The sequence below is a fragment of the Arthrobacter monumenti genome (assembly GCF_054511255.1).
Window position 1 is genome coordinate 60,409 of the sequence record NZ_JBTNCY010000012.1, and the last position, 12,595, is coordinate 73,003.

A 12,595-nucleotide genomic window follows, 5' to 3' on the forward strand; every position below is an offset into this window, starting at 1 on the left:
CCGGTGTCTGACACGCTGGCCGGCGTGTGGCACGCTGGCAGTTTGCCCGCGCTGACCGGCCTGTATTGCGCTAGCCTGCCGGGTAGGCGTTCTGCTTGAGCATCTTGGCCAGGTGCGCCGCGTTGCGGGCGGCCGTCGCCGTCGTCTTCGCCACAGGGTCCGGGACTTTGTCCAGGTCCTTGAAGTCGGTCCCGTGCATAGCCTCGCCGACCCAGTAGGTTCCGCTTTGGCCCGCAATGCTGAAGCCGACGTCGTTCAGGCCCTGGAACATCTCGGCAATGACGTGGTGCGCGCCGTCTTCATTACCCACGACGCCCACGATGGCGACCTTGTCGAACATAATCGGCCGTCCGGCGTCGTCGGTCTCCGCCAGTTCCGCATCGAGGCGCTCCAAAACCCGCTGGGAAATGCTGGCCGGGTGGCCCAGCCAGATGGGGGTCGCGAGCACGAGGATGTCTGCCGCCAGGATCTTCTCCCGGATGGCCGGCCACTCGTCGCCGTCGCCCATATCCGTCTTCACACCCGGCCGGATATCGTGATCCACGACCCGGACGACGGATCCGGAAACGTTGTGCTCGGCCAGTCCGTCGAGGATCTGCCGGGCAAGCAGGTCGCTGCTGGAGGAGGCAGGTGAAGGGGTGAGCGTGCAGACGAGTGCGATGGCGTTGAGTTCTTGAGTATCCATACTGGCCATTGTGCCGAAAAGGAAGCAACCTTACTACCGGGGTCGCGAACTCGATATCGGGACGTTATCTCCCCAATCAGAGGATGGCGGAGACGCCGGTAATGTCGCGCCCGGTGATCAGGGTATTGATTTCCTTGCTGCCCTCATAGGTGAAAATCGCCTCGGCATCGGCAAACACCTTCGCCATTCCGTAGTCGGTGACAATTCCGTTGCCGCCCAGGATCCCGCGGCCGAGCGAGACGGTTTCCCGCATCCGGGCGGAGGTGTAGGACTTTGCGAGTGCGGCCTGCGGCATGTCCACCCTGCTGCGGCCGGGCTTTGGATTGAGGTATTCGTCCTCCTGCAGCTGCGCGACCCTGGTCATCATGCCCATGCTCGCGACGGTATTTCCCAGCATTTGGACCAGCTGCTCCTGCACCAATTGGAAGCCGGCGATGGGTTTACCAAACTGATGCCGCTCGACGGCGTACCGCCGCGCGACGTCGAACGCCGCCAGCTGTTGGCCGACGGCTTGCCAGCCGACCTGGATCCGAGACCCACGGAGCAGGTACTTGGTGTCCTCGAAACTGGAAATACCGGCAAAGCGGTCGGCTTCGGCGACACGGACATCCTCGAGCTTGATGTCGGCATTCTGCACGGTGCGCAGCGCAATTTTATTGTCGATCCTGGTGCGGCTGACCCCTGGCAGCGTTGCATCAAGGATGAACCCGCGGATCTGGCCGGTCTCCGAGTCTCTCGCCCACAGCAGCATGTAGTCACAGAACGTTCCGTTGCCGATCCAGCGCTTGGCGCCATTGAGGATCCAGGTGTCCCCATCGCGGGTGGCCGTGGTGGCCATTCCGCCCGCCACGTCCGAACCATGCTCGGGCTCGGTCAGCGCAAAGGCACCGGTCGTGCGCAGATGCATGGCGTCGTCGAGCAGCCTGTTCTTCTGTTCTTCCGACCCGAACCGGTGCAGGGCATCGACGAAGAGGTCGTGGTGGACCATGAAGAAGGTTGCGATGGACGTGTCGCAGCGCGTCATTTCCGCGATGACAATGCCGGCAAAGAGGTGGCTGTAGCCCTGCTGGACCGGCGTGCTCAGCCCCAGGCCGCCGAGCTTGGGCAGCAGTTCGTGTGGGAATTCGCCGCTGTTCCACCACTGCCCTGCGTTGGGCGCCACCTCCTTCGCCAGGAAGCCGCGCAATTCCTCGAGCTTGTTCCGCTCGGCCTTATTCAGCAGCTCCTCAAAGGAAAAATAGTCTGCCGAGGGTAAATCGGTCACTTCGGTGCCATCCGGATCGCCCCATCCAGGCGGATCGTCTCACCGTTCAGCATGGCATTCTCGATGATGTGCGCGGCCAGGGAGGCGTACTCTGTGGGCTTGCCGAGCCGGGACGGGTGCGGCACCTGGGCACCGAGCGAGTCCTGCGCTTCCTGCGGCAGACCCGCCATCATAGGTGTTTCAAAAATCCCCGGCGCAATCGTCATGACCCGAACCTGCGAGCGCGCCAGTTCGCGGGCCAGCGGCAAGGTCATCGCGGCCACCGCGCCCTTGGACGCCGCATACGCGGGCTGGCCGATCTGGCCGTCGAAGGCAGCAACCGATGCCGTGTTGACGATGACGCCGCGCTCCGGGCCGAGTCCGCCGTCGACCGGTTCCGTCTTGACCATCGCTGCCGCCGCCAGCCGCGTGACGTTGAAGGTTCCGATCAGGTTGACCTGGATGACCTGCTGGAACTTCTCCAGCGGGAGCACCCCATCCCGTCCGAGCACCTTGCCGGGAGTCGCCACCCCGGCGCAGTTGACCACAATCCGCAGCGGACCGAGTTCGACGGCGGCATCAACGGCGGCCTGGACCTCGGCCTCGTTCGTCACGTCCGCCGGCATGAACACAGCGCGCTCACCGAGCTCGGCGGCGTATTCGGTGCCCCTCGACTGTGGCAGGTCGACGATCACCACGGATGCGCCGTCGTCGTAAAGCTTTTTAGCTGTCGCTGCACCCAGACCCGATGCACCACCGGTGACCAGGGCGACTCCGCTCGCGATGTCCATCCATCCTCCTTGATGTGGCGGCACGTCATAAAGAAGCGCTCCCGTCTCAACGAGTCCGCGATTCAGACCGGGGAGCGCAACCGTCACATCGAGCTTAGCCGCCTGTGCCGCAATCCGCATTGACCCGGAAGAAGCATGCCGACCTGCACGGCTATACGCGCGCCGAATAGCCGCCAGAGGCAGAAATCGGATACAACAAAAGAATGAGTTCTGTGCGCACCCCCGATCCATACCCCGGCTGGCTCTCCGAAGAGGACCTGTACGAGGCCCGGCAACGCTTGCCCCTGGTCTACGTCGAAGCCGTGCCGGTGCGGGTCGACCCGCTCGGCTGCGTCACCGAGGTCGGGCTGCTGCTGCAGGCATCCGATGAAGGAGCGATGGTGCGCACGCTCGTGTCCGGACGGGTGCTCTACCGGGAAACCATCCGGGCGGCCCTGCTGCGGCATCTGGAGAAGGACCTTGGCCCGATGGCGCTGCCGCAACTGCCGGTCTGCCCGGCTCCGTTCACCGTCGCCGAGTACTTCCCATCGCCGTCGCAAACCGGACTGACCGATGAGCGCCAGCACGCCGTCGCACTCGCCTACGTCATCCCCGTAACGGGCGAATGCGAACCACGCCAGGATGCGCTGGACCTGAGCTGGCTGACGCCTGAAGAGGTACTTAGTCCGGGCGTTCTTGCGGAGTTCGCCGGCGGCCGCGGGGACCTCGTCCGGCAGGCCCTCGCGCACGCCGGCTGGGGCCGTTAGGGGCTGACACGCACGCGGCACCCGACATGCGGCTTTGCGCGGCTTCCGGTTCCTATACTTGAGGGAGTTGGGAGAGGGATACAAGGAGTTTTTGCATGACCGCGAGCGAGCATCCAGATGCCTCAGCCGGGACCAGCACGTCCGCATTCGTCGACGCTGCTCCGGCGGGCGCCGCAGTGATTCCGCCTGCCCCGACGCGCCGGCCCGCTCCCTCCGGAACGGCAGAGTCCGTCGTCGCACAGGCAGCCGCAGCCCATCCCGAGCATTCCGGAGTCCAACGGATCGCCAAACGCCTGGGCAAAGGGCTCAACACCAAGTCGGGCAGCAACCTTGCCGACGTCAAGGACCTCGCCCAGCTGCTCTTCATCGACCTGAATGATGCGTCCACCGCGATGCCGGTCTGCCAGCTGATTACCGAGCTGCCGTACGACGGGAACCACGGCCGCTGGAGCGGTATCGAAGCCTGTCTTGCGCTGGCGTCATACATGGCGGCGGAGAACGGCGAGGAGAAGCTCTCGGCGGATTACGCCCACAAGCTCAGGGCTCCAGACCGCGAGTCCGACGACGACTTCCGCAACAAGATCAACGCCCGGATGCGCCAGCGTTCCTTGAACGAGCCGAACCTGTATGACCGGGAAATCTCGAAGGCTCAGGCCGCCGTCGACAAGAAAACGGAGCTGGACTGGCGCAAGCTGCGGGTGCAGATGCTGCTGTTCCTGCTGGCCCACGGCGGTTCTGAAACCTATCCAGATGAAGAACTTGCCCGGTTGACCAGCAACGAACTGGTCACCATCCGGACTCTGGCCTCGGAATCCCGGTAAACCCAATAAACCCGCTGCCACTGTTCACCAGACGGCAGGCCGGGAGTAGAGTCGGATCATGGTCGGAGATGCTGAAAACCAGGTCGATTTAGCGGTCCATATCAATGCCGACGCGGCTCAGGTCTGGATCATGCTGCGCGAGCCGTCGAAAGTGGCCCAGTGGCACGGGTGGCAATACGACGAGCTCGATGAGGAAATAAAGCAGATCTTCTTCACGGACGTCAAAGAAGATGATCATCACTGCATCCTCACGGTCAATGGCGGGGATAAATTCACTTTGAAACCGGTCGGCGACGGCACCGAAGTCCGTCTTGAACGCGCCCCGCGCGACTCCGGGAATGAATGGGCCGCCTACTATGACGACATCACCGAGGGCTGGCTAACCTTCCTCCAGCAGCTCCGTTTTGCCCTTGAGCGGCATCCGCAAACCCGCCGGCGCACCACCTTCTTTTCCGGCACCGCCTCTGAATCGGACCAGCCCATTGCGAAAAAGCTGGGCCTCGCTGGACTGCCCGAACCTGGCGAAGAGTACTCCGTTACTGCCGCCACCGGAGAAAAACTGAGCGGCAAGGTGTGGTTCCGCTCTGAGCACCAGCTCGGCCTGACCGTCAGTCACTACGCGGATCATGGGCAGGGCCTGCTGATCGTGGCGGATACGCCGGCAAACGAAGACCATCCCCACGGCGGCATCATGGTTATCGCCACAACCTACGACGTCGGCGCGAAAGATCTGCGGTCGATCCGCGAGCGCTGGGATCAGTGGCGGCAGCAGAACTACCCGGAGTCCGATCCCGTCGTCTAGGTCGTGAGATGACCGGCCATAAGAAGTACTCGCAGAAGTATAAAGATGATCACGTGGAGTTGGTCATTTCCTCACGCGCGAGCAAGGGCTACGGGCGATTCGCACCCTAGTCCGGAAACAGAGCAACCCGAACAAGATCCGAAGGCCCGAACCGCCCACATCGAGAACCACATGCTCCACTCCGACGACAACCGGGACTTCACCTCCACCGAACCTGCGCACAAGAGCAGCGCGGCACCCGCGCCATGCTCACCAACGGTCCAACCCCCTCAATATTCAGAATCGGCTCAATCAGCCAACCCGGCCGGTAAATCAGGATAAGCACCCGATCCAGTAGCGCAACTGGCCTACGACCCTACTGGAAATTCCGCTCGGCGCTCCTTCGTCGCTTGTCTCCCCACAGTCGTTCTCCAACCGCCCTTCGAGTTGCTGCCAGCTCCGTCGGGGGCCAGAGAATAGGTAGACCTTGAAGCTCTTGTACCCGCAACTCAATTCATCAGCGATGGACTCCTCCGCACCCCAATTCCCGCAGGTTCATCCCGAATTGGACGATTCCTTGTGAGTCGCATAACTTCCATGCTTGAATGTGTGGAAGCTTTTTTCCGGGCTTGAATGTATGGATAATTTCCGATTTTGGATGTAATTGGTAAGGCGTGAGCTAATGAAACGATATTCCAATATAAGAGGTCTGATATCTGTCATCGCCACCGTGATGATGATTAGTCTATTCACCGCAGCACCAAGCTCTGCGCAAGAATGGCATATCAAGAAAGCACATGAGGTGAGTTCCGGACCTGGTTCCGGGGCCCATTGTATTTCGGTACTGGCCCCCGGCACTCGCCAATTGGGGGGAAAGGCGTGTTTCGTTCCTTACGGGGATCGTTTCTTCTTAAAAGATTTGCGGGCAGACGGGCTTGGCCTTGTGGCGGACGCCGCGGTGAACATGACAGGGGACGGCCTACGCTGTAAAGGGCGTAGCGCAGCCGCAGGCTGGGTAGTTTGCAATTTTTCCAAGGAGGTTCCTGAGAATGCGAGATTGCTCTGGGCCTTACATCTTTTCAACGGAGGCAAATCGATAATTTCCTCCAATGTGTACGGGGCTGACGCCGGAGGATAAGTCTGCGGCTTCCCGACCTGACGAAGTCCAACGTCGCACATAGTCAAATCCAAGATCGCGATAGTCTAGCTTGGTCCCAGTGTGTTGAAGTGAACATCCAAGAAGTAGCGACGGATGTTGCAGCTGCGGGACATACTGGTGACCGGGTGGAGGCTGGAAGAGCGTGTGTCGTACATGCTGGCTGTTCAGGCGAGCAGTGGCCGGGCCGGGGGCGGCCATGGAATGATCACCGGTTGACGCTGGAGGGTATTTGCTGGCGTTTCCGCACCGGCTAGACCTGGCGAGATTTGCCAGCCGCATTCGGGCGTTGGCAGTCGGTCTGGTGGCGTTGGTCTGCGAACGCCGCCGACGTGGGCGGCTGATGGAACTTATGCACGGATGTTCGCCACGGTGCGCGCTGCGCTCCGGCTCAGGATGCCGGAGCTGGAGGCGTTGCTTTCGGTCGAATCGAGCGTGAGTTCAACCGGCTCAAACAATGGTGGGCCATCGCCACCGCTACGACAAATACACAACGACGTTCTTCGGCGGCGTCATCCTCGCAGTATTAGTCACTCACCGCCGCGTCCACCATGAACAAACACGACCTAACCCGCCCGGACCTCATCCCCGTGGCGAGCCCGGACCGCCCAATGCCTTCGCCCGGTCACGCATCAGCGCAACGACGACGACGCCGACCAAGGCGCCGATGACCGTCTCCACCGTCCGGTCAACCAGCAACTGCACCGGATCTCCCTGCGTCACCACATAGGACATAAGCAACGCAAGCGGTGTGATGAAAAACAGCGCGAGGGTGTAATGGCGCATCACGAACATCTCCGCGAGGAACTGCAGGGCCACAATCAGCAGCACGATATGCCATGCCTCCAAGGGCAGCGACAGGATCACCGCCGTTACGCCAACCCCGCCCAGCGTGCCAATGATTCGGTGCACCGCCCTGGTCAGCCGGCCGGTCAGGGTCGGAGCGGCAATAGGTACGACGGCGGCAACCATCGCCCAGTAGCTGTGCCCGATTCCCGCCATCGTGGCGATACTTCCCGCAATGCCGGCAGCCACCAGGTAGCGCAGTGCATGAATCAGCAGCACATTCCAGCCCCGGCTTCGCTGCCCTGCGGTGGGCTGTGGAGACGCCGGAACTGAACCATTGCGGGCTGGACGGTTACGGGCTGCGCTATTGCGGGCTGGACGGTTGCTGAGTGGTTCGCCCGGGCGACTGCTGACTGCGCTGGCCGAGCCATCCCGGAAGGCGCGGACCTCCGCTGGAACGGCGGTCGCCAATCCAAGCAGCAGCGAGAGCAAGGTGCTGCCGGCGCCAACGAGCAGCGCTTGCCATAAAGGCGGAACGTCCGGCAGCGACGCCACCGCGGCAAAAGCGAATACGAAGAACAGCGAGCCTCCCGGACGCAGACCCCAGTAATCTGCGGCGACGGACCCACCTCCGGCGATCACCGCCGTCGTCATCACCACCGCCCAGGGTGAAGCGCCGAAGGATGCGAAGACCGTCCCCAGCCCGATGCAGAACAGGAGCAGCAGTCCCGCGATGGCTTGGTGCTGAAACCGGCTGCGGTACGTCTCCGACCGGGCGTAAATTCCTGCGAAAGCGCCGAACGCCGCGTAGATCGTCAGGTCGATCCGCCCCAGCGCCAGCACGACGAGCAGTGGGAGCGCGACTCCGAGGGCGATCCTCGCGGCCGGGTAGTGGTCCCGCTGCGATGGCGCCATCGTGAAGAAGTTGCGCAGATGGTTCATGGCGGGGCGGGCACCGTTCTGTTGAAGAGGGGTACGACGGCGGCGCTGGCATCGGCGGTTAAGGAGCGTTTGGTCCGGTGCCAGACTATCGCAAGGCATATCCCGGTCTGCGGCCCTTCCGGCCTCCCGTTCACCACCCGTTGCCGGACCTGACAAAATGGTGGAGTGCCTCGATCCGACTTTTCCTTTGCCGTGGGCAAACGCCTCTGCGAAACCGCCCCCTCCACCCAGCAGGGTCCTGCCGGCGACGGCGGCTACCGCGGACGGACCGGCACCATCGCCACCCCGCATGGCGAGATCCAGACGCCAGCGTTCATCGCCGTCGGAACCAAAGCCACCGTCAAGGCTGTGCTGCCCGAGTCGGTCAAGGAACTTGGTGCTCAGGCCGTGCTGGCGAACGCCTATCATCTCTACCTTCAGCCTGGCGCGGATGTGGTCGACGAAGCCGGCGGCCTCGGCGCCTTCATGAACTGGCACGGGCCGACGTTCACGGACAGCGGCGGCTTCCAGGTGATGTCGCTCGGTGCCGGGTTCAAGAAGGTCATCAATATGGACGCGCACTCGCCTAACAAATCGGATGACGACGTCGCCATCGGAAGGACGCGGCTGGCGCATGTCGACGACGACGGCGTCACCTTCAAGTCGCACCTCAATGGCGACATTCACCGCTTCACGCCGGAAGTGTCCATGCAGGTTCAGCACCAGCTCGGAGCCGACATCATGTTCGCCTTCGACGAGTTGACGACCCTGATGAACTCGCGCGGGTACCAGGAAATGTCGCTGGAGCGGACCCGTCTGTGGGCCGCGCGGTGCATCGCCGAGCATGAACGGCTGACCGAAGTGCGCACCCACAAGCCTTACCAGGCGCTTTTTGGCGTTATCCAAGGTGCGCAGTACGAGGACCTCCGCCGAAAGGCCAGCTCGGATCTCGGTGCGATGGACTTTGACGGCTACGGCATCGGCGGTGCGCTCGAGAAGGAAAACCTGGGCACGATCGTGCGCTGGTGCAGCGAGGAGCTCCCCGAGGATAAACCGCGGCACCTGCTCGGCATCTCCGAGCCGGACGACATTTTCACCTCGATCGAGAACGGCGCCGACACGTTCGACTGCGTCTCCCCCACTCGGGTCGCGCGCACCTCAGCGGTTTACACCCGGGACGGAAGGATCAACATCTCCGGCGCCCGGTACAAGCGCGACTTCTCGCCGATCATGGACGGCTGCGACTGTTACACCTGCGCAAACTACACCCGTGCCTACCTGCATCACTTGTTCAAGGCCAAGGAAATGGTGGGCGCCACGCTTGCCTCGATCCACAATGAGCGCTTCATCGTAAAGCTTGTCGACGACGCGAGGCTCGCCATCGAGGACGGCACCTTCTTCGATCTCAAAGCAGACGTCCTCGGCCGCTACTACACCTGATCCGCTCGGTCAGCCCCTACGCCACGGCCCGCACCGCCCGGTCAGCCCCTAGACCGTGCGTCAGCCCACTGCAGCGCCCTGACTGGCGGCTAAGGTACTGATCCGACGGCCGCGGCTAAGCTGAACCGTCAAGCACCGCTTCCCGGCACCGGCAGCCGTACGGCCGCGCTTCCCCAACGACACGAGGGCACTGGTAAGCCGAACGGAGTTATCCACATTACGAATTTCATTCCAGTACGGTAACCGCTCCTGCCGGAGACTGGAATCGTGGATGTAAAAGGATTACCCGCACTCGAGTGCGATGACGCTACACCCGAATTGCAATTCTGGAGTACGGGCAAGCTGGCCGACGCAGGAATGAGTGATAGAGACGTACGGAAGTCGGTGATTGCCGGTCGCTTGAAGCGCCTTCGACGTGGCTATTACACCAGGGCCGATCTATGGAAAGACCTCGCACCCAAGGACAGGGAACTTCAACAGATTCTGGCTCACGCACACGCCCATGGTGGGCAACCGGCAGGCGCGTACAGCCATGGAACAGCAGCCCGCCTTCACGGCTTATGCCTCTGGCAGGTCGAACCATTCATTCACCTAACGCAATCGTTCAAGTCTTCCTCCAGCAAGGGGCCCGCAGACGTCCGCAGACACTTCCGCGGATTGGCCGCGCACGAGCTGACAATGGTTCGTTCCTTGCCCGTCACCACGCTGGAGCGCACCGTCATCGATTGCGCGGCCTCACTTGGCTACCGGCAGGCGCTCATCATCGCCGACCATGCGGTCCGTTTGGGAGCCGACTTGGAACAAATGAGTCACATGGCTTCGGCCATGAACGGTGTTTGCGGGGTGAAGAGTGTCCGGCGGGTTCTTGCTGACCTCAATCCCCTTTCCGAATCCCCCGGTGAGACTCTCACCCGGATCCTGATCGTGGAAACCGGATTGGTAATGCCTCAACTGCAGTTGCAGGTCTCGACGCCGTCAGGCGGGTATCGGCTTGACTTCGGCTGGGAAGACGCCAAGGTTGCTTTAGAGTTCGACGGCGACACCAAGTACTTCGACTATGCGCCGACTCCGGAAGTCCTCCTGGCCGAGAGGAAACGCGAAAAGGCGCTGATGGAGCAAGGCTGGACGTTCGTCCGACTTGAGTGGAAAGACCTGTTCCAGCCGGACGAGGTGGAACGCCGAATCAGCAACGCGCTATGGAAGGCCGCGAGGACACCGGTCAGCCCTTCGGCCGTGCGTCAGCCCACTGCAGCGCCCTGACTCTCGGCTAAGGGGCTGACCCCGGCATACCCCGCACAGCCAAGGGGCTGACCCGACATGTTTGGCGGAGGTGGCCGGTTAGCTCCCCGATGAGGTTATGAAGCGGCGGGAACCTGACCGTAGGTCGGCTCGCGCCTCTTGATCCAGCGGATGACGGCCGTCGTCACCGGCAGGAGCAGGAATTCGACGCCGGTCTTGTAGAGGAAACCGACCAGCACGTAGTTGGCGAAGTCGCCGAAGGTGGTGATGCCGATGACGGAGGCGGCGATGGAGCAGAAGATCAGTGTGTCGGCGAATTCGCCCACACCGGTGGAGCCCATCAGCCGGGCCCACAGATGCCGTTCCTGATTCCGCGCCTTCATGCTCACCAGGACCCACGAGTTCAGCGTTTGTCCGACGACGAATCCGAGCAGGCTCGCCAGCACGATCAGCGGAACCGGTCCCAGCACGGAAGCGAGCGCCTCCTGGTTGGTGTAGAAGTCAGCAGCCGGCAGGGCAATAATGATCCAGAACGTCAACGAGGCCAGCGCCGCCGTCGCAAATCCGGTGATAATTGCCCGGCGCGCGGCCTTGAAACCGTAGACCTCGCTGAGCACATCGCCCAGGATGTACGCCAGCGGGAAGAGGAAGAATCCGCCGTCGGTAATGATCGGGCCGAATGCGACGCCCTTGGAGGCTCCGATATTGGACAGGATCAACACCACGCAAAAAAGCGCCAGCAGGATGTCGAAGTGGGAGCTGCCGCGGGCGGCGAACCGGGTTTGGACCTTGTCCTGGAGTTGAGTCATGACTATCGCATTCATAGAAGTGGTTGACGGATTCCTCCGCTGTATTAGCACTTGCCGGCCTCGGAGACCGCATACAATTCTGTCACGGTCGACGCCGATAGCGGAATGGCTGGCCAGCGCCCGGGGGAAACGTGGAAAAATGGGACCATGTCCATCACCGCAGAAACCACTGAACGCCCCGCCGTCACCCTGACCATCGCCGGATCGGAAGCCACCGGCGGCGCAGGAGCACAGGCGGACCTGAAAACCTTCCAGCAGCTCGGCGTCTTCGGCATTACGGCCCTGACCTGCATCGTCGCGTTTGATCCCAAGGACAACTGGAATCACCGCTTCACGCCCGTGGAGCCGCAGGTCATTGCCGACCAGCTCGAAGCGATTCAGACGGCCTATGACCTCGACACTGTCAAGCTCGGCATGCTCGGCAGCCCCGCCACCATCGACACCGTCGCCACCGCCCTGAAGAGCCAGGAGTGGAAGAATGTGGTGCTGGACCCGGTGCTTATCTGCAAGGGCCAGGAACCGGGCCATGCGCTGGATACCGATGAGGCGTTGAAGGCGAAGATGCTGCCGTTGGCCACGTTCATCACCCCGAACCACTTCGAATCTCTGTCATTGTCCGGCATGGACAGAATCGAGTCAGAGGCAGACCTGATTGAAGCCGCAAAGGCAATCCATGCGGCCAGCGGCGCGGCTGTTCTGGCCAAGGGTGGGGTCCGGCTGGAAGGCGCTGACGCCATCGATGTTTATTACGACGGCGAGACGCTCGAAGTGCTTCGCGCACCGAAGGTCGGCGAGGTAGCAGTCAGCGGAGCAGGTTGCTCACTCGCAGCGGCCATCACGGCTGAGCTGGCCAAGGGCGCTTCTCCCCTGGGCGCTGCCCGAACCGCAAAGGAATTCGTGACCGCCGGGATCCGGGCCCGCGTGTCCTCGAACGCCCCCTTCGACGCCGTTTGGCAGGGCAGCGCTGTGCAGAAGGCGCCGGCAGCAGCGAGCTAGAACAATCAGAGACCTTCAGAGGCGTGGCATCCGATCGGGTGCCACGCCTCTTGTCGTGCGGGCAGGATCGATGGCACGCCTCAGTGCGCAGGCCGAAACGGCTTCGCCCATCTTGTCGTGCGCCATTGTCCCGGAGGATCCGCTCATGTCAAGAGGTACCAGCCAATTCTGAGTCGATTCA

11 protein-coding genes are annotated in these 12,595 nt (G+C 62.3%); 6 read left to right on the forward strand and 5 right to left on the reverse strand.

All coding sequences use genetic code 11. From position 1 onward, the window contains the following. Positions 1-70 precede the first annotated feature (70 nt). The 3 genes from ACX80B_RS16330 to ACX80B_RS16340 form a co-directional block, all read right to left on the reverse strand. Positions 71-685, reverse strand: coding sequence for a flavodoxin family protein (locus ACX80B_RS16330; RefSeq protein ID WP_459298072.1), 615 nt, complete (start codon positions 683-685; stop codon positions 71-73). A 76-nt stretch (positions 686-761) separates the two neighbouring features. After that, positions 762-1,949: an acyl-CoA dehydrogenase family protein gene (locus ACX80B_RS16335; RefSeq protein WP_459298074.1), complete on the reverse strand. Its 1,188-nt coding sequence runs from the start codon at positions 1,947-1,949 to the stop codon at positions 762-764. Next, positions 1,946-2,719 carry a 3-hydroxyacyl-CoA dehydrogenase gene (locus ACX80B_RS16340; protein WP_459298076.1) on the reverse strand — a complete coding sequence of 258 codons (774 nt, stop codon included), beginning with the start codon at positions 2,717-2,719 and terminating at the stop codon, positions 1,946-1,948. The genes ACX80B_RS16335 and ACX80B_RS16340 overlap by 4 nt, the downstream gene beginning before the upstream one ends. Before the next feature lie 203 nt (positions 2,720-2,922). On the opposite strand from ACX80B_RS16340, the gene ACX80B_RS16345 reads away from it, so the two are divergent. The 3 genes from ACX80B_RS16345 (at position 2,923) to ACX80B_RS16355 (ending at position 5,088) form a co-directional block, all read left to right on the forward strand. Continuing rightward, positions 2,923-3,465, forward strand: coding sequence for an NUDIX hydrolase family protein (locus ACX80B_RS16345; RefSeq protein ID WP_459298078.1), 543 nt, complete (start codon positions 2,923-2,925; stop codon positions 3,463-3,465). A 95-nt stretch (positions 3,466-3,560) separates the two neighbouring features. Further along, a complete protein-coding gene (locus ACX80B_RS16350) occupies positions 3,561-4,286 on the forward strand; it encodes a DUF6707 family protein (protein WP_459298080.1) in 726 nt (241 codons plus the stop codon). Positions 4,287-4,344: 58 nt separating this feature from the next. Continuing rightward, positions 4,345-5,088 (forward strand): SRPBCC family protein, encoded by a 744-nt coding sequence (locus ACX80B_RS16355; RefSeq protein ID WP_459298082.1) that lies wholly within the window; start codon positions 4,345-4,347, stop codon positions 5,086-5,088. 1,717 nt (positions 5,089-6,805) lie between these two features. Here ACX80B_RS16355 and ACX80B_RS16360 read toward each other — a convergent pair. Further along, entirely contained in the window at positions 6,806-7,951 is a 1,146-nt protein-coding gene (locus ACX80B_RS16360; RefSeq protein ID WP_459298084.1) for an FUSC family protein, read from the reverse strand. Between the two features lie 165 nt (positions 7,952-8,116). Between ACX80B_RS16360 and tgt the strand changes: the two genes are divergently transcribed. Both tgt and ACX80B_RS16370 read left to right on the forward strand, forming a co-directional pair. Next, the gene (gene tgt, locus ACX80B_RS16365) at positions 8,117-9,370 is read left to right on the forward strand and encodes a tRNA guanosine(34) transglycosylase Tgt (RefSeq protein ID WP_459298086.1); all 1,254 of its coding nucleotides are present in this window, start codon (positions 8,117-8,119) and stop codon (positions 9,368-9,370) included. Positions 9,371-9,727: 357 nt separating this feature from the next. Beyond that, on the forward strand, positions 9,728-10,630 hold the full coding sequence (locus ACX80B_RS16370) for a type IV toxin-antitoxin system AbiEi family antitoxin domain-containing protein (RefSeq protein ID WP_459298088.1): 903 nt from the start codon (positions 9,728-9,730) through the stop codon (positions 10,628-10,630). A 95-nt stretch (positions 10,631-10,725) separates the two neighbouring features. On the opposite strand, the gene ACX80B_RS16375 is transcribed toward ACX80B_RS16370, so the two are convergent. Continuing rightward, the gene (locus tag ACX80B_RS16375) at positions 10,726-11,418 is read right to left on the reverse strand and encodes a queuosine precursor transporter (protein ID WP_459298090.1); all 693 of its coding nucleotides are present in this window, start codon (positions 11,416-11,418) and stop codon (positions 10,726-10,728) included. 147 nt (positions 11,419-11,565) lie between these two features. Here ACX80B_RS16375 and thiD point away from each other — a divergent pair, with 147 nt between their 5' ends. Further along, positions 11,566-12,414 (forward strand): bifunctional hydroxymethylpyrimidine kinase/phosphomethylpyrimidine kinase, encoded by an 849-nt coding sequence (gene thiD, locus ACX80B_RS16380; RefSeq protein WP_459298092.1) that lies wholly within the window; start codon positions 11,566-11,568, stop codon positions 12,412-12,414. Positions 12,415-12,595: the final 181 nt, after the last annotated feature.

What these genes read in the sequence shown, in the direction of transcription:
- ACX80B_RS16370 (WP_459298088.1), top strand. Translation starts at nt 9,728, where the DNA reads ATGAGTGATAGAGACGTACGGAAGTCGGTGATTGCCGGTCGCTTGAAG.
- ACX80B_RS16330 (WP_459298072.1), bottom strand. Translation starts at nt 685, where the DNA reads ATGGATACTCAAGAACTCAACGCCATCGCACTCGTCTGCACGCTCACC.
- ACX80B_RS16360 (WP_459298084.1), bottom strand. Translation starts at nt 7,951, where the DNA reads ATGAACCATCTGCGCAACTTCTTCACGATGGCGCCATCGCAGCGGGAC.
- ACX80B_RS16340 (WP_459298076.1), bottom strand. Translation starts at nt 2,719, where the DNA reads ATGGACATCGCGAGCGGAGTCGCCCTGGTCACCGGTGGTGCATCGGGT.
- ACX80B_RS16350 (WP_459298080.1), top strand. Translation starts at nt 3,561, where the DNA reads ATGACCGCGAGCGAGCATCCAGATGCCTCAGCCGGGACCAGCACGTCC.
- ACX80B_RS16375 (WP_459298090.1), bottom strand. Translation starts at nt 11,418, where the DNA reads ATGACTCAACTCCAGGACAAGGTCCAAACCCGGTTCGCCGCCCGCGGC.
- thiD (WP_459298092.1), top strand. Translation starts at nt 11,566, where the DNA reads ATGTCCATCACCGCAGAAACCACTGAACGCCCCGCCGTCACCCTGACC.
- ACX80B_RS16355 (WP_459298082.1), top strand. Translation starts at nt 4,345, where the DNA reads ATGGTCGGAGATGCTGAAAACCAGGTCGATTTAGCGGTCCATATCAAT.
- ACX80B_RS16345 (WP_459298078.1), top strand. Translation starts at nt 2,923, where the DNA reads ATGAGTTCTGTGCGCACCCCCGATCCATACCCCGGCTGGCTCTCCGAA.